21 protein-coding genes are annotated in these 18,038 nt (G+C 62.2%); 9 read left to right on the top strand and 12 right to left on the bottom strand.

Features of this window, described 5'->3' with window-relative positions; translation table 11 throughout:
* Positions 1-61: 61 nt before the first annotated feature.
* Genes MU551_RS19330 through MU551_RS19340 form a run of 3 tightly spaced genes read right to left on the bottom strand, consistent with a single transcriptional unit; the run spans position 62 to position 1,302 of the window.
* Entirely contained in the window at positions 62-826 is a 765-nt protein-coding gene (locus tag MU551_RS19330) for a class I SAM-dependent methyltransferase (RefSeq protein WP_247048172.1), read from the bottom strand.
* Positions 827-852: 26 nt separating this feature from the next.
* Positions 853-1,074, bottom strand: a complete 222-nt coding sequence (locus MU551_RS19335; RefSeq protein WP_247048173.1) for an SRPBCC family protein — start codon at positions 1,072-1,074, stop codon at positions 853-855.
* Complete coding sequence (locus MU551_RS19340; protein ID WP_247048174.1) at positions 1,075-1,302, bottom strand: SRPBCC family protein; 228 nt, start codon at positions 1,300-1,302, stop codon at positions 1,075-1,077.
* 606 nt (positions 1,303-1,908) lie between these two features.
* Here MU551_RS19340 and MU551_RS19345 point away from each other — a divergent pair.
* The 3 genes from MU551_RS19345 to MU551_RS19355 all read left to right on the top strand — a co-directional run bounded on the left by MU551_RS19345 (position 1,909) and on the right by MU551_RS19355 (position 5,271).
* The gene (locus MU551_RS19345) at positions 1,909-4,053 is read left to right on the top strand and encodes a lipase family protein (protein WP_247048175.1); all 2,145 of its coding nucleotides are present in this window, start codon (positions 1,909-1,911) and stop codon (positions 4,051-4,053) included.
* Positions 4,054-4,174: 121 nt separating this feature from the next.
* Positions 4,175-4,717, top strand: coding sequence for a hypothetical protein (locus tag MU551_RS19350; RefSeq protein ID WP_247048176.1), 543 nt, complete (start codon positions 4,175-4,177; stop codon positions 4,715-4,717).
* Positions 4,714-5,271, top strand: coding sequence for a hypothetical protein (locus tag MU551_RS19355; protein WP_247048177.1), 558 nt, complete (start codon positions 4,714-4,716; stop codon positions 5,269-5,271). The genes MU551_RS19350 and MU551_RS19355 overlap by 4 nt, the downstream gene beginning before the upstream one ends.
* Here MU551_RS19355 and MU551_RS19360 read toward each other — a convergent pair.
* Positions 5,245-5,913 (bottom strand): hypothetical protein, encoded by a 669-nt coding sequence (locus MU551_RS19360; protein WP_247048178.1) that lies wholly within the window; start codon positions 5,911-5,913, stop codon positions 5,245-5,247. The two genes, MU551_RS19355 and MU551_RS19360, sit on opposite strands and share 27 nt — an antisense overlap.
* A gap of 165 nt (positions 5,914-6,078) precedes the next feature.
* A complete protein-coding gene (locus MU551_RS19365; RefSeq protein ID WP_247048179.1) occupies positions 6,079-6,438 on the bottom strand; it encodes a cupin domain-containing protein in 360 nt (119 codons plus the stop codon).
* On the opposite strand from MU551_RS19365, the gene MU551_RS19370 reads away from it, so the two are divergent.
* A complete protein-coding gene (locus MU551_RS19370) occupies positions 6,437-6,751 on the top strand; it encodes a hypothetical protein (RefSeq protein WP_247048180.1) in 315 nt (104 codons plus the stop codon). The genes MU551_RS19365 and MU551_RS19370 overlap by 2 nt on opposite strands.
* A gap of 46 nt (positions 6,752-6,797) precedes the next feature.
* On the opposite strand, the gene MU551_RS19375 is transcribed toward MU551_RS19370, so the two are convergent.
* Entirely contained in the window at positions 6,798-7,241 is a 444-nt protein-coding gene (locus tag MU551_RS19375) for an SRPBCC family protein (RefSeq protein ID WP_247048181.1), read from the bottom strand.
* A 69-nt stretch (positions 7,242-7,310) separates the two neighbouring features.
* Here MU551_RS19375 and MU551_RS19380 point away from each other — a divergent pair, with 69 nt between their 5' ends.
* Positions 7,311-8,003 (top strand): TetR/AcrR family transcriptional regulator, encoded by a 693-nt coding sequence (locus MU551_RS19380; protein WP_247048182.1) that lies wholly within the window; start codon positions 7,311-7,313, stop codon positions 8,001-8,003.
* Positions 8,004-8,140: 137 nt separating this feature from the next.
* Positions 8,141-8,548 (top strand): hypothetical protein, encoded by a 408-nt coding sequence (locus MU551_RS19385; RefSeq protein ID WP_247048183.1) that lies wholly within the window; start codon positions 8,141-8,143, stop codon positions 8,546-8,548.
* Here MU551_RS19385 and MU551_RS19390 read toward each other — a convergent pair.
* Both MU551_RS19390 and MU551_RS19395 read right to left on the bottom strand, forming a co-directional pair.
* Positions 8,545-9,798, bottom strand: coding sequence for a hypothetical protein (locus tag MU551_RS19390; protein WP_247048184.1), 1,254 nt, complete (start codon positions 9,796-9,798; stop codon positions 8,545-8,547). The genes MU551_RS19385 and MU551_RS19390 overlap by 4 nt on opposite strands.
* A 4-nt stretch (positions 9,799-9,802) precedes the next feature.
* A complete protein-coding gene (locus MU551_RS19395) occupies positions 9,803-10,222 on the bottom strand; it encodes a hypothetical protein (protein ID WP_247048185.1) in 420 nt (139 codons plus the stop codon).
* 680 nt (positions 10,223-10,902) lie between these two features.
* Between MU551_RS19395 and MU551_RS19400 the strand changes: the two genes are divergently transcribed.
* Positions 10,903-12,174, top strand: a complete 1,272-nt coding sequence (locus tag MU551_RS19400) for an MFS transporter (RefSeq protein ID WP_247048186.1) — start codon at positions 10,903-10,905, stop codon at positions 12,172-12,174.
* A 36-nt stretch (positions 12,175-12,210) separates the two neighbouring features.
* Here the strand turns inward: MU551_RS19400 and MU551_RS19405 are convergent, their stop codons facing one another.
* The 3 genes from MU551_RS19405 to MU551_RS19415 are packed head-to-tail and all read right to left on the bottom strand — an operon-like array spanning position 12,211 to position 15,280.
* On the bottom strand, positions 12,211-12,990 hold the full coding sequence (locus MU551_RS19405; protein WP_247048187.1) for a carbon-nitrogen hydrolase family protein: 780 nt from the start codon (positions 12,988-12,990) through the stop codon (positions 12,211-12,213).
* A gap of 52 nt (positions 12,991-13,042) precedes the next feature.
* Positions 13,043-14,392, bottom strand: a complete 1,350-nt coding sequence (locus MU551_RS19410) for an APC family permease (RefSeq protein ID WP_247048188.1) — start codon at positions 14,390-14,392, stop codon at positions 13,043-13,045.
* Between the two features lie 9 nt (positions 14,393-14,401).
* A complete protein-coding gene (locus MU551_RS19415; RefSeq protein ID WP_247048189.1) occupies positions 14,402-15,280 on the bottom strand; it encodes a carbon-nitrogen hydrolase family protein in 879 nt (292 codons plus the stop codon).
* Between the two features lie 47 nt (positions 15,281-15,327).
* On the opposite strand from MU551_RS19415, the gene MU551_RS19420 reads away from it, so the two are divergent.
* Positions 15,328-16,140 carry a FadR/GntR family transcriptional regulator gene (locus tag MU551_RS19420; protein WP_247048190.1) on the top strand — a complete coding sequence of 271 codons (813 nt, stop codon included), beginning with the start codon at positions 15,328-15,330 and terminating at the stop codon, positions 16,138-16,140.
* Positions 16,141-16,222: 82 nt separating this feature from the next.
* On the opposite strand, the gene MU551_RS19425 is transcribed toward MU551_RS19420, so the two are convergent.
* A complete protein-coding gene (locus MU551_RS19425; protein ID WP_247048191.1) occupies positions 16,223-16,933 on the bottom strand; it encodes an 8-oxoguanine DNA glycosylase OGG fold protein in 711 nt (236 codons plus the stop codon).
* Positions 16,934-17,300: 367 nt separating this feature from the next.
* Between MU551_RS19425 and MU551_RS19430 the strand changes: the two genes are divergently transcribed.
* Positions 17,301-18,002 carry a hypothetical protein gene (locus tag MU551_RS19430; protein ID WP_247048192.1) on the top strand — a complete coding sequence of 234 codons (702 nt, stop codon included), beginning with the start codon at positions 17,301-17,303 and terminating at the stop codon, positions 18,000-18,002.
* Positions 18,003-18,038 lie beyond the last annotated feature (36 nt).

Genomic DNA, 18,038 nt, shown 5'->3' on the forward strand with positions numbered 1-18,038 from the left:
AACCGCCACTCCCCTGCGCCAGCCAGACCCGGCCATGTGGATGGTTCCGGTGGTGCAGGATTCAGGCTTTCGCGAGCACGATCGGCTGATAGTAGCCGCTCACGTCAGGGATGAGCCATTCGAGTGCGGTGAACCCGGCCGATGTCAGCAGGCTTTCGAGTTTGGCGCGTAGCAGGGCCCGGTAGCGGGTGGTACCCGAGCGCGCCCGCCAGGATCCGGCCGCAATTTCGGTGAAGGTGAACAACTCGATGTCCACGTACTCCGCATCCGCCGACCACCGCCAAGACTGACCCGACCCATGTCGCTGCCCGACTTCACCGTGGACTGAGATCGGCACCCCGTCCGGTCGGGTGATTCTCAACGCGTCATAGTCGCGAAGAGAGACGAGCAACAGCCCGGCCGGTCGCAGGCACGCACGAACACTGCGCAATGCACTTTGCAGGTGATCGTCGGTGAGCAGGTGCGGCAGTGCGTTATCGCACGAGATAACCACATCGAAGGTCCCTTCGACGTGGTCCCGAATTTCCCGCACGTCGCAGGCCCTGAAATCGACGTCGATTCCTCTCCCGGACGCCTCCACTCGGGCCCGGTCAACTGCCGCTTTGCTCACGTCGGTGGCTGTGACGCCGTATCCAAGCGTTGCCAGCGGCAGGGCCTGGGTTCCGATACCGCAGGTGCAGTCCAGCAGGCGCCCCTCGCTTATCCCGCGCCGGGCGAGGATGCCGGCGATGACCCGCCCATGCCACTGGGCCGCTGACCACCAATCGCCGAAGAGCAGATGATACTCAGACGCCAGGGCATCGTAGAACTGTTCCGGGGTGGCCATAACGGCTAGCTGTCCGCAGGGTGTCGCTATGTGCGCGGGTGTTCTGCCAGGACCCGGCTCAACGTTTTGAGGTTGCGACGGAGAGACCGACCCAGCAGTCGGTTCACCAGCGGATCGGGCAGTCTGCCCAGGAGGCCACCCATCGCGCCGGTCTCAAGCCGCTCCGTGACGCGGGTGCCGCTGTTGACCGGTTCCAACGTGAACGACGCAGTAATGTCGCGATCTCCTTCGACTGAGCGGGAAACCATTCACCGAGGCGGCTCGAATTCCGTGTATTCGACGGTCCAATCGGACTGCTGGCCCATGAAGCGGGTGGTTCCCCAGCCTCGGGTTCCCAACCCTGGGGGTCCATCCCCAACCTGCCCGGACGCAGTGACGAATGCATCGTAGACCGACAGGTTCTCGAACTTCGCCAGGAATTCGAAGACCTCCTGCGGCGGCCGGGCGATGACGACGCTTTCTTCCACTAGAGGCATCGGGTGCTCCTTTGAGGCCACCTGGTTTTCCTCGCTCGATGAGGAGGGACTCGCATAGACGCACCCCTCCGGAATTCCTGGCTGCAATTCGAGGAGTTGGCGCCATAGGCGGTTGGGATGACAGATGCTCCCGCCATGGACACAAGGTACTACTTCCTTCTTGGAACGTCACTACTTTATGGCGCAGGGCCCGAGGTCAGAACGGCGGTTTCTCACCAACGACGCAACAGGATCGATTTGCTCGCTCTGCTAGCCTCGGCAAGGCTAAGAACGGATTTTTGGGGGAACAGACGAAGTGAAGAACAGCGTGCAAGAGACTTTCGGACTGGGAGTCAGTCAGCGCCTTACCGGCGCGCAAAAATGGTCAATCGCTCTGTCACTTATCGGGGCAGTAATTTGCATGCCGGCTGCAGCTTTCTTTGGATTCGCCCTCGGGCATTACCCTTCCCGGATGGAATGCGCGCCCGAGACGATGGGTTCGGGCTGCTATGAAGGGGACCTCCTATATGCCAGCATCATCTTCATCGTACTTTTTACCCCGTTCTTTGTAGCGTCCCTGAAAGTGGCCTTACTGCATCACAAAACGAGCCGACCGCTGGCCAACTGGTGGCCCCTCTCCGTGCTATCCGCGGTTACGCTAACAGTCATTGCGCTGTCCATCCTCTCTGCTACTGCAAATCCGAACGAATACTTCTAGAAGCGGAAAAGCGATGCCATCGTGGTCAGCCGGAGGAACCGGCTGACCTTCCGGGATACCCTCCGGATCACGTTCAGCAGGAACAGCCAGCCCGCCGTTTAAGGAACGACGACGGCGGCACCGGACCACCGCCGTCAAAGCAAATTGGAAAGCTCGAAAATTGGCTCCCATTTCGTCTTTTCCCAATGCCAATTCATGCAGCATTATTAGCTATGTTGCGGCCCAAAGATTTGCTCTTGAAACTCCTAGAAAATTGCGGCGCATGTGGTCAGGTGCCGGGCTCCGGCCAAGCGCAGGACAAGCCACCGGACCATGTTGTGGTCTTTGTTCACGGCATGGGCAAAGCCCTCAAGGGCGGAACACTGCAGGAGTGGGCACAACCCTTGGCGCAGAGCCTCAGCGATTTCTCTTTGGATGATGTGCCCAACAGCGTATGTGCACCCTTGATCATCGATAAAGCCAATGCTGTTGGCGACACCCCTGAAATGCGCGTTTGGGTCCTCCGGGAACATGAGAAAGGACAAGACCCTCTTTATACTTCCATCCTCATGACTGAAGCCTCCTGGGGCGCGGATTTTGCACCCGCCACGGCCACGGACACATATTGGTGGGGCTGGACGATGGCCTCACGAGTATTCGGCCGGTCAATGTATCTTTTGTGGTGGAACCTTTATCCGGGACGCCTCTCCTCGAAGAACCCATTCTGGTTCTTAAAAAGGTTCCAGCAAATCATCCTGTGCACAGTGGCGGCCGTGGTCGGTTTTATTCTTCTCATTCCGGCACTCATCCTTTTGGGCGTACTGATATTGCTTGCGAATGTTCCAGGAATCGGACGTTTTGTCGGTGCTTTCGTCGCACTCTTCGCGGACTTTCTGGGCGACCCCCAGGTCTGGAAACGCCGTCCACTCCAGGCCGCGGCCATGCGGCAGCGGATCCGGCAAACTCTGGCGCCGTGGGACAACGAGAAAATTCCCGTCACACTCGTGGCCCACAGCCAAGGAGCCGCGGTCGCTGGGCAGGTTCTTTTCCAACACGGGAAGAACGGCCCGATTGCGACGGTCACAAACTTTGTGACCGTCGGCAGTGGGCTCAGCCTGCTCGGCTACGCCCAATGGGGCGGGTCGGGGACAGATCCGGTAGACGACTGGATAAAAAATACAAATATCCGCTGGATCAACATGTGGGGAAAATTCGACTTCGTTCCGGCCGGGCCGATCAGTACCGACCTCAACGGGACCACGCCAGTGTTTAAGAAGGTTTTCGATCGGGACAATCCGGAAGAAGCAGGACCCGGCCCTGAAGAGCATCCTGTCTACAACCGCGCTGCACTTATTTACGATCACATTGTCTACTCCCGAAACCGCATCGAGGTCATCGACCCCATTGCCCGGCTTATCCTGCCGGCCAAGGAGGCGCATGGTGATAACCCGCCGCCGCCCGAACACGCTGTGCCTATCGGCGACCAGGGTGACCGCAGACTGAAACCGCACCGTGTTTTGGTTAAAGGCCTTACCGCCGCGCGTGCACTGTCAATCGTTGCAGGGATAGGAATGGCTCCTGCAGTGATGTTCGAACTGAAATCGTTTGGCTGGGCGAGGACTCTTCTACAATGCAGCACCACCGAGGATGAACAAGGACCTTGGTGGTCCGTATGGCTCTGCTACGGCTCAAGTTTTAGCTGGGCTTCGGCCGGGGACTGGTTGGTTCTGGGCCTTGTCGCTGCCCTTATAGCGGCTCTCTACATCGCCATACTCAACGGTCCGGTCTGGCGCAGTTGCCACGGAATGGTGGAACGCCGACGGAAAGAAGCACCGAAGAGGCTTCACCGCAAACCCGGAGATCTTGCCCGCAACCGGCCAGGTGAAGAAGTAGGGAAACCTTGGCGCGGCGTGTATCTGTATATTGCCGCTGCCTGCGTTGCCACGCTGGCGCCGCTCTTTTTCGTAGCAGGAATAAGCGCAACGCTGGTGGGCGTCCTGACCGCCGTCGTCCTTTTTTCTGACAGTTTCCGGGGCATCGGAATCAGTCCGCTCGCCGCCCGGCGGTCTGCATAACCAGTACTGATAGAGCAGGCGCTCGTCAGAGGGCTGGCAATGGCTTTCTCCCGGGCGCAAAATTTAAATCTGAAGGCTGGAGAGAAAGGAACCGTCGCAGTTCCCGTGGGAAGGGCGGGCAATGGACAATTACGAGGGGTTCATCGAGCGCCTCGACTCTGCCACCGCCAATCTTGAGAGGCGGAGGGACCTGCTGGATAAGTCGCTCGACGTCGTGCAGGTGCTGTTCAAGCAGAACAACACCGGTCTTCAGCTGTGGAGCCAGCGGAGAGGGCGCGTCAGCCAGCTGCTGGACAGGTACAGCGGGAAACCAGCCGGATACCGAGCCCTCAGCGAACTGAACGACGCCGCCGTCAGGATGGAGACCCTGTTCCGGAACCGGACGCGACGGATCGATGAGTACATCGCCGATATCCGCGAACGCTCCAACGTCATTGATAAGTCGCTCGTCGACTTGGAGAAAAGCCGGGCGAAGCTCCACTCCTCCCGAGTCGTGTCGCAGGACCGGGAAAATCTCAACAGGGCCATAGCGGAGCTCTCCGGCACCCCTGACAGGGCCATTAGCGCCGTCCCGGACGCCGGCCTGCGGGATGCCCTTCAGGAAGCACGGGAGGCCATCATCCTGGCCGAGGCCCTACTGGAAGTAAAAGGAATCCAGCCATGACGCTTTCAACACCAGAGCGGAGAGTTCTCGCCACCTTCACCTCCGAACAGTGGAGCGGGAGGCCAGGCCAGCACGTGTTCGGTCGACTCATCGGAAACGGCCTGATGGGCCTGGTTGTGTGTTTACTCCTGATGATTCCCGTTCCTTTTCTCAGGAACCCCGTGGCGCTGATTCTATTTGCCGCCGTATTTGCAATTCTTTTCACAACTGTGTCGCTCAGAACCAAATTCTCGAGTGAAAACCTGTTCCTCCAGGAACTGACAGCTGACGTGAACGAGACCATCCTCCAGCTCACCGGCAACCCAAAGGACCAGCTCTCAGTCGGAGATTTTCAGGAGCTGATCGAGACCGGGAACAGACTCCCGCTGACCATCAACGGGCTCTCAGGAATTGACCTCCGCGTCATCCAGAAACGCACGCAGCAGGCTCAGGAACCTGCTGTAAGGATGGATGCAAAAGTCACCACGACAACCCGTGTGGTCCTGACCATCACTCCTCCCGATTACGGGATTGAGAGCTTCGACCGGTTACTCGCTGCCGCCAAAGATATGTGAACGGTTCTCACGGCCCCGTAGGATCAGGGCCGCCCCGGTGGCAAATCCAACTAAATACACGAACAGGGGAGGAATGTCGCCGGTACCAGCCAACACTCCGGCGAAGGCTGCCGCACCTCCCAGATTCAGCCAGCCCGGCCAACGAGGGATTCCCGAACCAGAATCTCTGCGCTTCTCCCTAAGCAGGGCGCCACCAAGGGCCGCCATCCCAGCCAGGCTCGACCACATATACGCGTGGAATGGCCACAAAGGCTGGTGCCCCAAGGCAAAGCCCTCGGGGTCGTTGAATCTGGCAGACAGATCCACCAGAAAGGCACCAGCTCCAGCAGCCAGGAGAACTGTGCCGGCAACGGCCAGCCGCCGCCCGGGCGGGCGATCCAGCCCGTGCAGCCCTCTGTCCTCGCCCCAATGCCGGGCAAGCATGGCCACACCGACAGGCAGCACGATTGTTCCCGCTCCGAGGAACGCCAGCTCCGCCCTCCACTGAACGGGGTCCGCCAGCAAGATCTCCAACTTGCGCTGCGGTTCCCGTTCTACATAAACGCGGGAGACAGGCATAAAAGCACCCGTCAGAAAGGACGCAGAGCCTGCAACCATGACAGCTCCCGCCGCTCTGATACCTCCACGGATTCGCCGATTCATGCAACAACGGTAGGCCTGGTATCTGGCCGGGACAAGCACTTTGGGGCACTGCCTCGGGAAGCTAGCTGCTCGTCGTCGTTCGCGTCATCATCGTCCTGCTGGCGGGCAGGACGGGTTACGGGATACAGCGCCGCTGATGCAGATTGGCCCACCGATTGTCGGGGATCAGTCGGGCAGCATCAATATCAGGACGTGCATGTCCTCAGTTCCGGTAGCGCGGCTGACGTGGCCTTTCCCGGCAGTGTCCTCAGCAAAGAGGACGGTACCCGCTATCAACTCCCTGGTCTCGCCGTCGCTGGCGGTCATCTCCCCGGAACCCGAAAGGTACACAGCCACTAGCCGCCTCGGAACAGGGTGCCAGTCCCCATGCCAGCCGGGATGGACACGCTCGAAGCTGAACTCCGCGGCAGCTTGCGACGGCGAGAGAAGGACAGGTGGCGCGGGCGGGACAAAGTGGTGGCCTGTTGCAACCTGGTCAAGGGCGCGTTGCTCGGAGGAATAGCCTGGTTGGGATAATGGAAGCATGACCGATCAGGATCAGGAACGGGACCCCTGGGAGGAGTTCGACCGGCTTAAGCCCGCCGCTCCCGACCGTGTGCCAGGCTACCCCGGCGGCGAGCCGCTGGGCTTTGGCTTCCGGACCGGTGTGCGGAGCGCACGGGTGGCCTTTGGCTTCGCCGTCTACGCGCTGGCCCTTGGAACCGCGCTGGTCCTCACCGGCGTCGTCGTCTTCATTACCCAGGGCCAGTGGCTGCTGCTCGGACTTATGGTGCTGATCGAAGCCGTCTTCGTCTTTGGCTTCATCCGGCTCGTCAAGCAGGCCCGTAATCGCCACTGACCCAAGCCGTCAGCCCTAGCGGCCTTCTCGCTCACTTGGGTATCGCTCAGCCGGGTGTCGCTGAATGCGCTCTGCGCTCGAGCGCGTCTTTGATGTGGTGCATGTTGGCGGCCTCGTCGCGTCGCGCGACAAATAGAAAGATGGGGAATAGGAGCCTGAACCAGCCGTGCGGGCGCGGCCTGAACTCTGCGTCGAGGCGGGTTCCTTCCTGGACCGGTTCGAGGCGGCAGGTGAAGGTAACCTCAAGCGGTCCGCCGTTATGCATCGTCCAGGTGCGTGGCCGGTCATAGGCGACGGTCTCCATCTCAATAAGCGGGCTGCCCTTCCACCGCGCCCGGTACCTGGTGCCGAGGCCGGCAGGCCCATCGGTAACCTTCTCCATCACCGTGCACTTCGGGTTCCACTCCAGCTCAGCGCGGTGGTCGGACAGGTAGTCGAACGCCTCCTCACGCGTGCACTGGATCACGACCGAGTTATTGATGACTGACATCGGAGCTCCTTTTGGCAGACTTTGCTCACTAAAGGGTCCACTAGTGGTTCCTCTAGTAGACTGCTGGTTGTGACCCAAGTCAAGCCCCCCATAAAGCAGACTCGCGCGGAGCGGGCCAAGGAGACCCGAGGACGCATGGTCGCCTCGGCCCGCGAGATGTTCGTCTCCCAGGGGTACGCCGCCACCACGATGGAGCAGATCGCGGCCACGGCCGGTGTCGCCGTCCAGACGGTCTACTACACGTTCCGGACAAAGGGGCAGCTGCTCTGCGAGGTCGTCGAGGTAACGGCTGCAGGAGAGGAGGACCCGGCCCCCGTCATTCAGCGCCCCTGGGCGCAGGCGATGCTGTCGGCCACCTCTGCGCAACGCGTACTGGCGCTCGGCGTCGAGCACGGCACCGCCATCTTCGAGCACGTAGCTCCGCTGTGGCCCGCGGTCCGGGCCGCCACGGAGGCCGACAGCTACGTCGAGCAGTACTGGCGCAATGTCACTGCAGGCCGCCGGGCGGGCCAGGCCAGGATCATCGACCGGCTCGCCGAGCTGGGCGCACTGCGCCCGGACCTCGACCGCCAGCGAGCTACGGACGTCGTCGTCCTCCTGATCGGTCACCAGGTCTTCAGCGAGCTGGTCCAGGACTCCGGGTGGAGCGTTCCCGAGTACAAGGCCTGGCTGTTCCGGACCCTCGTCCAACAACTCCTGAAGCGGACCCGGCTCGAGGTGCAAGCGGTCGACGACCTCTCATTCGCGGCGCACTTATCCTGACCGACCTTGGGGGTGAACCCATTTCTTAGAGCACGAGTTGAATTCACCAGTCTCTTCCGCCGCTGGAGGCTCTACTCCACACTGGTTGAACCGGCTCCCCTGGTGGTGGGGTCGAAATCATAGGGTGATGGGCCGAAATGAGGAAGGTTATGCGGAAGGCGCGTATCGCGGCTGTGTTGACATGGATCTATGCCGCGGGGTTCGGTGTCCCGGCGGTTCCGGTCAGCGTCTACCTCCTCCAGCATGGGGAACTGCCGATGTTCATGGACCTATTCCCGATGTATGGGGGGCCATGGGATGTTATGGAAGACCGAGCCTTCGTCACGCTGCTCATCGCGTTCTTCGTCGTACTCCTGGCCGCGGCATGGGTGGCCTGGCTGGCTTGGAAGGGACTCAGGGCCGGTGTGGTGCTCGGACTAGCCCTCCTACCCGTGGAAGCGGTTTTCTGGTTTGGCTTCGCACTACCGGTTCCATGGTTGTTCGGTGCCGCACGCGTCCTGCTATATGCCCTCGCCTTGAGGTCCCTTCACCAGAAGCCCGGCTAGCTCTTGGCCGTGGTTGCAATCCTGGGAGTCCTGCCCACCGGTTTCATTTCGGCGGTGATCCGCAGGGCATCCGCAAATGTAGCTCCGTCCAGCCGCTCCACCACGCGCTTTGCCTGACGGATCACACGCTTGGTCCGCCCTTGCGCATTCTCGGCCAGGGCATCAAAAACGGTGTTCAGGCGTTTCTGTGACTGCCGGCCGATCTCGGCCGTCCCGTCCTCAAGCCAGATGCCGACGTCGTCCAGCAGCCCATAGAGCGCATCCTGCACTTCCGGCCGTTCCTCCGCCAGCATGGCAAGCGCCGGGCTCGCAGCGGCAAATTCGCCCCACCACGCGCCAAGCCCCGGATTCCCGCGGAAGCCATCTTCCCGGAAGACCCGCATGGCGTCGAAGCTTTTGGCCTGGGACTCCCCCTGCTGGGCCTTGTTGCCTTGGGCCTTGTTGTCTTGGGCCTTGTTGCCGGCACTGAAGGAGAAGATCGATTCGAGATTGCAGTCCACATCCGGGAAGCCGAGGAACAGACCGTCAATCTCCCAGTCCCCGTCCCCCGATTCATCCCCGGACCAGCGCCTGTTGATGGTGATGGCCGGCGTGGCCACGAGTTGATCGCTGGTGGTGGTGAACGCTTCCGTACCAATGGTGTCATCGTTGTCGCCGAATGTTCCGTACCAGATGAGCTGCCAGCCGGACATGGCGTTCTTGACTGCCGCCTTGACCGATGTGGCAGCGGAAGCCTTGACCACATCGATCTGTTCCTTGATCTGCTGGGGCGTGGGTGCCGCCAGGGCATGCTGAAAACTGGCGACGACTTTCACGACGGCGAGGTGAACGGCATCCACGAAGGCCGTGTACCCGGTGTTGGCCAGGTGGTCCGGCCACCCATCTTCCTCCATCAGCGCCACAACGACACCTGCTATGGCAGGTAAATCGTCCTCGCCGAGCAGGGCGCGCAGGCCGGCGTCGTTGATCGGTATGGGTTTAAGTTTCGTGGTCCAAGTGCCCACGGCTTCTGGCACCGGAACGACATTCCCGGCGTCCACGTCGGTGTTGCCCAGGTTTCCGTGGCTGCCGTTGCTGGAGACGATCGTGGGTGAACCGATGAGCCCGGATCCGGCTAGGACGGCGAAATTGTCCCCGTCAACTTTGAAGAACACAGTCCAGATATATGGTTCTGCATTTCCCCAACCGTCGCCTTCGTCGTGGCAATGCACTTCCTGCAGCAAGACTTCCAAATTCTGAGTGGCACGCATGGAATTACTTGGAACTTTCGTCGCCAAGCATTGGCTGCTCTTTTTCGCCCGGTAACGGACGGTGCACGGGACGGCGGATTTGGCGCCGGGCGGTCGATTGAATGTGCGGCAATTCTGCGGTTACTGTCAGTCCGGATACCGCCGTGCCCTCACAACGGCCGGAGGAACTCAACTGGCTGGTGAAGCACATTGTTCCGGGACCGTATTGCGTACTGCCGAAGATGCCGAAGGAAAAGGCCCACCACGTGTAGAGCGTTCCGTTTTCACAGCCTTTGAGGTGGCTGGCCAGTCCGTAGCCGGTTTCTTCAACCCAACTGAAGTCATAGCACCACTTGGTCACCTGGCGGGTGCAGGTATCGAACCACTCCCATGGCCAACCGCCAGGGCACCAATAAGTCTCCGTTACCACTACTTGCTGCGGCATGGCCGCCTCCTGACACTCCGCCGGCGGCTTGGGGGCAGGCCGGCATCCCGGCACGCCGGGTAATGCGGGTTAATTAGGACCGGTTCCGTTTCCGGAACCGCGGCAGGCGGAAGAGCCTGTTAAGGAGGGCTGCCCGTTGTTCGCAGCCACTGCACGGTGGGATTCCGGCCAAGGTTGTCAGGTCTTTGACCGCGTCACCCAATCCGATGGTGTCAGCATCGTTTATCCAAAAAGGGGTTATGCGCCGATCCTGCCAATGACGTGAGCGCAGGGGCCATTCCTGAAATTGATTCTGGACCATTACCAATCCCTTTTGGATTTGCTTGGCAGAGTATCTTGGCCTTTCCGGCCACCTGCCTACGCTTCAATATCTTCCTCGCCGCCCGACCCGCGGTCAATGGTTTTTAAGGTATTTACTAAAGTCGTTGTAGACTCTTGTTTTCGCGCATTGCCGGGCTCCATGGTGACTCCACGTCCCTTGCAGGGTGAACACCGCCAAAGCCGCCGCCAAGCCATGACTCCCCCAACCAGGCGGGTGTTCCGGTCACCCTTGCCAAGTGTCCCTGATCACCGTCTCCAAGGAGGGAGAAAGCGCAAAAATCCGGTAAAATTTATGGAGGAATTGTTCGGCCAGCAGCGCCCGGTTCCAACCCCTCCCCCTTGAATGGAACCCCTCCCCCATGTCCTCCGCGATTTCCGCGCCGGTGTCCCAGCGTTTCCCGCTGGCCGCCATGATGGTCCTGGCCACCATCGCCTTCACCGCTATCACCACCGAACTTCTCCCGTCCGGCCTGCTCCCCCAGATCAGTACCGGCCTGAACGTGTCCGAACCGGTAGCCGGCTACCTCGCCGCCGCCTACGCCGCCGTCATCGTGGTGACCGTGGTGCCCGCCGCGCGGTTGCTGGGCAAAGTTCCGAAGCGTCCGCTGCTCGTAGCGCTCGTCCTCACGTTCGCCCTCAGCAACGCCCTGGTGGGCCTCGCCCCCAACTTCACCGCAGCGATGGGAGCCCGGCTGGTGGGTGGCCTGGCCCACGGACTGCTCTGGACCACCATGGCCCCCTACGTCACACGGGTGGTACCGGCCCACAAGGTAGGCAAAGCCCTGGCGATTGTCTTCAGCGGCAACAGCCTGGGCCTGGCCATCGGAGCTCCAATCGGCACCGCCCTGGGTGGCTTCCTCGGCTGGCGCGCGGCCTTCCTGTTCCTCGGCGGCTTCAGCCTGCTGCTCGCCGTCCTCGCCTTCTGGCTGCTGCCTTCCGTCCGGCGCGCCGCCGGCGAGGCCCGCCCCTCCCTGCGCAAAGCCATCGCCCAGCCCGGCGTGAAGCCCATAGCCATCGCCTGGCCGCTGATGATCCTGGCGCACTTCGCGCTCTTCACCTACATCGCCCCGTTCATCCGCGACGCCGGCCTACCCGACTACTCCATCAGCCTCGCCCTCACCGTCCTCGGTGTCTCCGGCCTGCTCGGCATCTGGATCGCAGGCCTCACCGTTGATTCCCACCCCCGACGTTCGCTCCTGATTACGACGGCGGCAGTCGCCGTCTCGATGCTCCTGTTGCCGTTTGTGGGTAGCAACCTGCCATTTGCCCTGGTGCTGATGACCGTGTGGGGCGCAGGACTGGGAGCCATCGGCATCTACAACCAGTCGGCAATCCTCCGGGCCGGCCGCGAGAACAAGGATGCTGCCAACGGCCTCACGGTCCTGACCATCCAGATGGGCATCACCATCGGTGCCCTCTACGGCTCCGCGGCTCTGGTGGTAGCAGGTCCGCTCTTGGTGCCCCCTGCCGCAGCAATCCCGGTCATCGCCGCCCTGCTCGTCACCTGGGGTGGCAAGACGGCCGCATACCCACCCGGCCCACGGGAATCAGTGTGGAAGAGGCCACGGCCGGTCGAGGACACCGTCACTGTCCAGCGCACCGAAGCCACGGGCCGCCGTCGTACTTCCTAGCAAAAGAGCAGCGATGGGGACTCACCGAGGCCCGGCCTACAACCTCCGTTGCCTGAACATCGGGAACAGCTCCCGCACCCGGGCCACCGCCTCAAGTGAGACATCCACTGGACGAACCCCGGGCTCCAGCCCAAGGTCAGCTTCAACCACTCCCATTGGATCAACCAGAACGCTCCGCCCCACCGAGACCGGCGGCGTCTGACACACCCCGGCCACATACACGCTGTTCTCGATGGCCCGCGCCGCGTTCAAGGCCAGCCACTGCTCCGTCTTGTGGGTGCCCGGCACCCAGGACGAGCAGACCAGCAGAACCTGCGCGCCGGCGTCGGCCAGTGACCTGGCCAGCTCCGGGAACCGGAGGTCGTAGCAGGTCATAAGGCCGAACCGCATTCCCCCGTGGTCGAACACCACCGGAGCGGTGGACGGACCCGGTTTGATGAACGTCGATTCCCCGAAGCCCTGCGCATCGAAGAGGTGGATCTTCCGGTAGAAGGCCAACTGGTCCCCGTCGGGGCCGAATGCCACCAGGGTGTTGTGCGCCTTGCCATGCTCGTCCGAGGTTTCCACGACGCCCGCCACCAGCGCGATGCGGTGGCGGCGGGCTGTGCTGGCGAGCTCCTGGCAGACGGGACCGTCGAGCGGCTCGGCCACCTCGGGGAACGTCGCGTCCACCTTCTTCTTCTCGTACGTGGCGTATTCCGGGAAGGCGACCAGCCCGGCGCCGTCGCGCGCAGCCTGGGCGGCGAACCGGTCCATCGCGGCCAGGTTGGCCTGGATGTCGGTGCCGGACTCCAGCTGCCCAAGCGCTATCCTCACGGCTGCTCCTCCCTCACGTCATGCGCCAACCTAGGTCAAGCGGAACCCAGGCTCAAGCGGCCGCCTCAACCGTCGCCTTCTCCGTGGCGGTCATTTCCGGCGGTGCCGCCTTGAATCCGCGAGTGATCAGGGCCAGAACCACAATGCCCAGCACCAGCCAGGACACTCCCAGCGTAATGGCGTTGCTGTCCAGCTGGGAGAGCAGGTAGGCGCAGATGAGGGCCCCGATCACCGGGACCACCACGTAGGACACGGGGTTCAGCCGGTGCCCGGCACGGCGCTGGCGCACATAGTGGAACACCACCGAGGCGTTCACCAGCGTGAAGGCGGTGAACGCACCGAAGTTGATGAACGAAGTGGACGTGGCCACGTCCAGGAAGATCGCGATCAAGCCCACGACGCCGGTGATGACCAGGTTCACCACCGGGGTGTGGAACTTCTCGCTGAGCCGGCCGAAGAGAGCCTTGGGCAGGACCGAGTCACGGCCCATCGCATACAGCAGGCGCGAGGCGCTGGCCTGCGCCGCGAGGCCGGAGGCGAACTGCGCCACTACCAGGCCGGCGAGGAACACCGCACCGAACAGCTGCCCGCCGATCTGCAGGGCGATGGAGCTGGCCGCGGAGGCCGAATCCTCGAACACGCCCCCGGGGTGGACGAGCTGGGTCACGTAGGAGACTGCGACGAAGATGCCGCCGCCGATCAGGGCAATGAGCATGATGGCCCGGGGCATGTTCTTGCGCGGTTCGATGGTCTCCTCGGTGAGCGTGGTGACGGCGTCGAACCCGAGGAACGAGTAAGCGGCGATGGCGGCGCCGGCGGAAATGGTGGCGAAGCTGGAGGTGTCGTTGAAGAACGGCTGGGTGCTGACCAGGCCGCTGGCCCCGGAGGTTGACACCACGTTGCCGATGGACAGCGCCACAAAGAACACGATGACCAGCAACTGGAACGCCATCAGCACGTAGTTGGCCTTGTCCGCCACCTTGATGCCCAGGATGTTCAGCAACGTGGTGATGAGGATGAAGCCCACGATCCAGAGTCCGATGGGGATGCCGGGGAACTGAGCGGTCAGGTAGGAGCCGCCGATCAGCCAGATGACCATGGGCAGGAAGAGGTAGTCCAGCAGGATGGCCCAGCCCACCATGAACCCCACCCGGGGATCGATGGACCGGCGGACGTAGGTGTAGGCGGAGCCGGCCACGGGGTAGGCGACGGCCATCCGGCCGTAGCTGTGGGCCGTGAACAGCATGGCCGCGAGCGCCACGAGATACGCGGCTGGCGCTGCGCCGCCGGTGGCTTCGGCGATGATGCCAAAGATCCCCAGCACAATCAGCGGGGTCAGGTACGCCAGGCCGAACAGGACCAGCGAGGGCAGTTTCAGCGTGCGGGTGAGTGTTGTTGTCACTGTGTTTCCTTAGGGCTTGTAGGACGGCGGTGTCCAGGTGGCCGGGTTGATTCGGCCTTGGTAGACGGAAAGTTCGACGGCGGGCTCCCCCTCGCGGAACTGCGACCAGGGGCGGTTGAGGTTCTCCGTGCCGTGGGTTCGGACGCGGTCGACGGCGGCAAGGTCCAGTTCCGCGGTGAGCAGCACCGGGGCGTCGTCGGGTGCCTCGGCGAGGGTGTTGCCCTCTGGGTCCACGATGATGCTTTGGCCCTTGCCTATGGGGCCGGCGCAGTTGACGCTGACCATAAACACCTGATTCACGATGGCGTTGGCCTTGGCGAGGATCAGTTCCTGCTTGCGGTCAGGGGTGGTGGTTTTGACGACGTTGAGGATCACGTCGGCGCCCATCCAGGCGAGCTGGCGGGACACCTCCGGATACCAGGCGTCGTAGCAGATGTTCAGGCCCACCCTGCCGATGCCGGCCAGGTCCACGGTGGTGAACCTGTCGCCGGGGTCGTAGGGCTCGAACGGGCGCCAGGGGAAGATCTTCCGGTAGTAGCCGGCGAGTTCCCCTTCCGGGGACAGGACCAGCTGGGTGTTGAACAGCTGTCCTTCCGGTCCGCGTTCGCAGACGCTGCCCGGGACCAGCCAGATGTTGAGGTCTTTCGCGAGCTGCTTCAGCTCCTTGACCCGCGGGCCGTCCAGCGGTTCAGCACTTGCTTGGAGCATTTCGGTGCGCTGCCGGTCCGGGTCTTCGTCGCCGAAGAGATGCAGCTCGGGGAAGACCATCAGCATGCTATGGGGCTGGGCTTGGAGGGCTGCTTTGACCTCGTCCGCAAAGACCGAGACGGGCTCGCCGATGAGCCGGGGCCGGGCCTGGGCAGCGATGAGGGGAAGGGTGCGTTGCATGGGTTATCTCCGCGTTGGGGATGTGATCTGTCTTATATTAGATCAGAATGATCCAATTATGGGAAGAGGCAAGTTTTCACCGTAAAGTAGCGGATATGACCCGTCAGCTGGAGGACACCGCCGAGCCCTCGCCTATCGGCGCCGGCAGGATGCCCGGGATGGAGCGGCGCAGCGCGATCGATGCGGTGCGACTGCGGATCGGCATGGCGATTTCGCTGGGGCTGCTGAAGCCCGGCGAGCGCCTGCCCGATCAGGAGGACGTGGCTCTAGGCCTTTCTGTCAGTCCGATCACCGCCCGCCGCGCGCTGGCGAGCCTGGCGGAGCAGGGCGTGGTGGTCCGCCGCCGCGGACGTGCCGGCGGAACGTTTGTGGCTGATTCGCCGCCCACGGACGTTTTGGCAGAGCTCTCGGCGTCCCCGGCCGAGTCGCGGGCTGTGAACCGGCTGGTGGACCGGAGGCTGCTGTTCGAGTGCGCGGTCACTCACTACGCGGCGGTTAACGCAACGGCTGAACAACTGGATGAGCTCGAGCGGCTGACGCGTGAGATGGCGGAGTCGAGCGACTGGTCCTATTACCACCGGATGGACGAGCAGTTCCATCGGCTGGTGGGGACGGCGTCGTGCCTGGACACCGCCGTCGAGGTCTACCACGAGACCCTCGCTGAGCTGTACGACTACTTCATCCCCTACCCCATCGAGAAGCTGCACACGTCGAACCGCGACCACATCGCACTGGTGGCAGCCCTCCGCGCGGGGGACGTGCAGGAAGCGGTGGAGATCGCCCGGAAGCACGTGGACATCCTGCACCGAACTATGTTTATGGGGCTGGCGTCGGGCAGCACTGGCACGATGCCGGACTGACTCTGCTGCTGCCTTTTGGGCTGAAAAGTTATTGTTATCTATCGGAGCTGCTTCGCCCAGCGTGTAGCCAGCTCGTCCACCGCTATTTGTTCGGGCGGTGTCGCCTGAAAAGGGCAATCTCTATCTCGTCGGCTCGGACACGCCGCGTCCCATCCAGCCGTTCACCTGCTTGATCGGCCCATCGTCCAAGGAGCCCACAGTACCGTTCGTATGTTTCTGGCCACCAACCTGCAGTTGGCGCCTGTGGCCAAGCATCCAGACGGAGATTCTTTGAGACAACCTGATCCAGGATGACGTGCTTCGGGTCGATCGAACTGCCTTGGGAGAAATACAGGAATTTGGTGGAGAAGGCCGGCCCAAACCACGGTATTCGTCCAGCGCCTCGATCCGTGGTCAAGGCCCGATAGGCATCGTGGAGAGGCGCTCCATCCTGAACCAAGGTCCAGGCTGTTACGAGACGCTGTCCCGCCTTTTCCTGGTGAGCGGCCAGTCCATCAAGCCGCTGGTGGAGTCGGGGCGCGCGGGTACCAAGGCCCCAGGCGAGAGAGTAGTAGAACAACTGATATGCGTTCTCGGCTGACGGGGTCTGGTCACCAAGATCAAATACTTCCTTGCGGGTGACTGATGTACGCCCGGGGCCTGCAAGTTTCCCCTGAGCGAGTGGTAGTCCACGAGCGGTGAGCGCACGTTTCCATCGACCACCATCCACGGATACGGTGTGGTTCAAAACTGCGGAGGTTCCTGCCAGTTTCTCGAAAACGTCATCGGGCAGGTCCGCATTTTCGTTGATCATGAGCTGACTCTACTGGCGCTAGCTGCCACGGGAATGCAGGACACCCTGCGCAGTTAGCGCCTGTGCGGGTTGCGTGCGATACCTGCATGCGGCCACACGTGCCGATCCCTGGCTGCTCGGTTTATAAAATGAAGTTTGATGGCTTCCTTCTTTGGACTGTGTCGAGCGATGACCCAAGCACACCTGCCAGCAGGCATGACTGGGGCCCTTGTCGTCTTGCGAGTTTTGCTCAGCCTTTGTGCGATCGAAGCGGTCCAGTTGTTAGAGCGCGGCCGAGTCCTAGTGTGCGCGATTTCGTTCCGCCGCGGCTACTTCCACTAAGGTTCTTCCCAGTAGTGGCCGAGCAGTTGCGATCAATTGGGGAGAAATGAAGAACCCGTCAAGACTTGTGCCGGCAGTTGTCGGAATGCTGATCGCCGGGCTCACGGCCTGCGCCGCATCAGCGGAGACACCGGAGCCAACACCAACTGCGGTCGCGTCCAAAGCCTTCTCGGAGTCTGAACTGGCAAAGCTGGTCATGTTTGGCCCACGGGACGGAGAGAAGTTCACCGTCGTCACTTCCCAACAGATACGAAAGGCGCGCGACAAGACCAGGGCTGCTATGTCGCAGTGGGAGTCGGAGCCCTCAGACTGCGCCGACATGCCCATAACAAGCGTCCTAGACCTCCCGGAAAACGCTGTCATCACTGCAGCGACTAACGGGACGCCGACGACGGCCGGGACACTGTCCATCAGCCTCCTCCCCGAGCTGGACGCGGCGGGATTGGAGCAGGCCCTCCACGCCAAGGCCGCCCTGATGGAGAGGTGCCCGAAGGTTGTTATCGGTTCGGGCGCGGGTCCGATTCACACAACAGGGAAGCACGTGACGGTCCCGACCAGGACACCCGGTTCGGTTGCGGTGCAGAGTAGCGTCGATTTCCCCACAGGAGAGAAGAAGACAACTGTGTTCATCACTGCCGTAAAGGGGGGTGTAGTGCTGAGCGTGCAGACCACCGGCAGCACTCTCTCCGAAGCGGACCTCCGGGCAGCCGCTGAGATACTGGACCGAGTTGCCGACCACATCGAATGATCCCGCGGTCCCGGCAGCAGGCGCGACCGAGGCACC

Source organism: Arthrobacter rhizosphaerae, assembly GCF_023062595.1.
GTDB lineage: Bacteria > Actinomycetota > Actinomycetes > Actinomycetales > Micrococcaceae > Arthrobacter > Arthrobacter rhizosphaerae.

Excerpts from the sequence above, each read along its gene's own strand:
- MU551_RS19330 (WP_247048172.1), bottom strand. The coding sequence starts at position 826 with ATGGCCACCCCGGAACAGTTCTACGATGCCCTGGCGTCTGAGTATCAT.
- MU551_RS19335 (WP_247048173.1), bottom strand. The coding sequence starts at position 1,074 with ATGGTTTCCCGCTCAGTCGAAGGAGATCGCGACATTACTGCGTCGTTC.
- MU551_RS19340 (WP_247048174.1), bottom strand. The coding sequence starts at position 1,302 with ATGCCTCTAGTGGAAGAAAGCGTCGTCATCGCCCGGCCGCCGCAGGAG.
- MU551_RS19350 (WP_247048176.1), top strand. The coding sequence starts at position 4,175 with ATGGACAATTACGAGGGGTTCATCGAGCGCCTCGACTCTGCCACCGCC.
- MU551_RS19355 (WP_247048177.1), top strand. The coding sequence starts at position 4,714 with ATGACGCTTTCAACACCAGAGCGGAGAGTTCTCGCCACCTTCACCTCC.
- MU551_RS19360 (WP_247048178.1), bottom strand. The coding sequence starts at position 5,913 with ATGAATCGGCGAATCCGTGGAGGTATCAGAGCGGCGGGAGCTGTCATG.
- MU551_RS19370 (WP_247048180.1), top strand. The coding sequence starts at position 6,437 with ATGACCGATCAGGATCAGGAACGGGACCCCTGGGAGGAGTTCGACCGG.
- MU551_RS19365 (WP_247048179.1), bottom strand. The coding sequence starts at position 6,438 with ATGCTTCCATTATCCCAACCAGGCTATTCCTCCGAGCAACGCGCCCTT.
- MU551_RS19375 (WP_247048181.1), bottom strand. The coding sequence starts at position 7,241 with ATGTCAGTCATCAATAACTCGGTCGTGATCCAGTGCACGCGTGAGGAG.
- MU551_RS19385 (WP_247048183.1), top strand. The coding sequence starts at position 8,141 with ATGAGGAAGGTTATGCGGAAGGCGCGTATCGCGGCTGTGTTGACATGG.
- MU551_RS19390 (WP_247048184.1), bottom strand. The coding sequence starts at position 9,798 with ATGCGTGCCACTCAGAATTTGGAAGTCTTGCTGCAGGAAGTGCATTGC.
- MU551_RS19395 (WP_247048185.1), bottom strand. The coding sequence starts at position 10,222 with ATGCCGCAGCAAGTAGTGGTAACGGAGACTTATTGGTGCCCTGGCGGT.
- MU551_RS19400 (WP_247048186.1), top strand. The coding sequence starts at position 10,903 with ATGTCCTCCGCGATTTCCGCGCCGGTGTCCCAGCGTTTCCCGCTGGCC.
- MU551_RS19415 (WP_247048189.1), bottom strand. The coding sequence starts at position 15,280 with ATGCAACGCACCCTTCCCCTCATCGCTGCCCAGGCCCGGCCCCGGCTC.
- MU551_RS19420 (WP_247048190.1), top strand. The coding sequence starts at position 15,328 with ATGATCCAATTATGGGAAGAGGCAAGTTTTCACCGTAAAGTAGCGGAT.
- MU551_RS19425 (WP_247048191.1), bottom strand. The coding sequence starts at position 16,933 with ATGATCAACGAAAATGCGGACCTGCCCGATGACGTTTTCGAGAAACTG.
- MU551_RS19430 (WP_247048192.1), top strand. The coding sequence starts at position 17,301 with ATGAAGAACCCGTCAAGACTTGTGCCGGCAGTTGTCGGAATGCTGATC.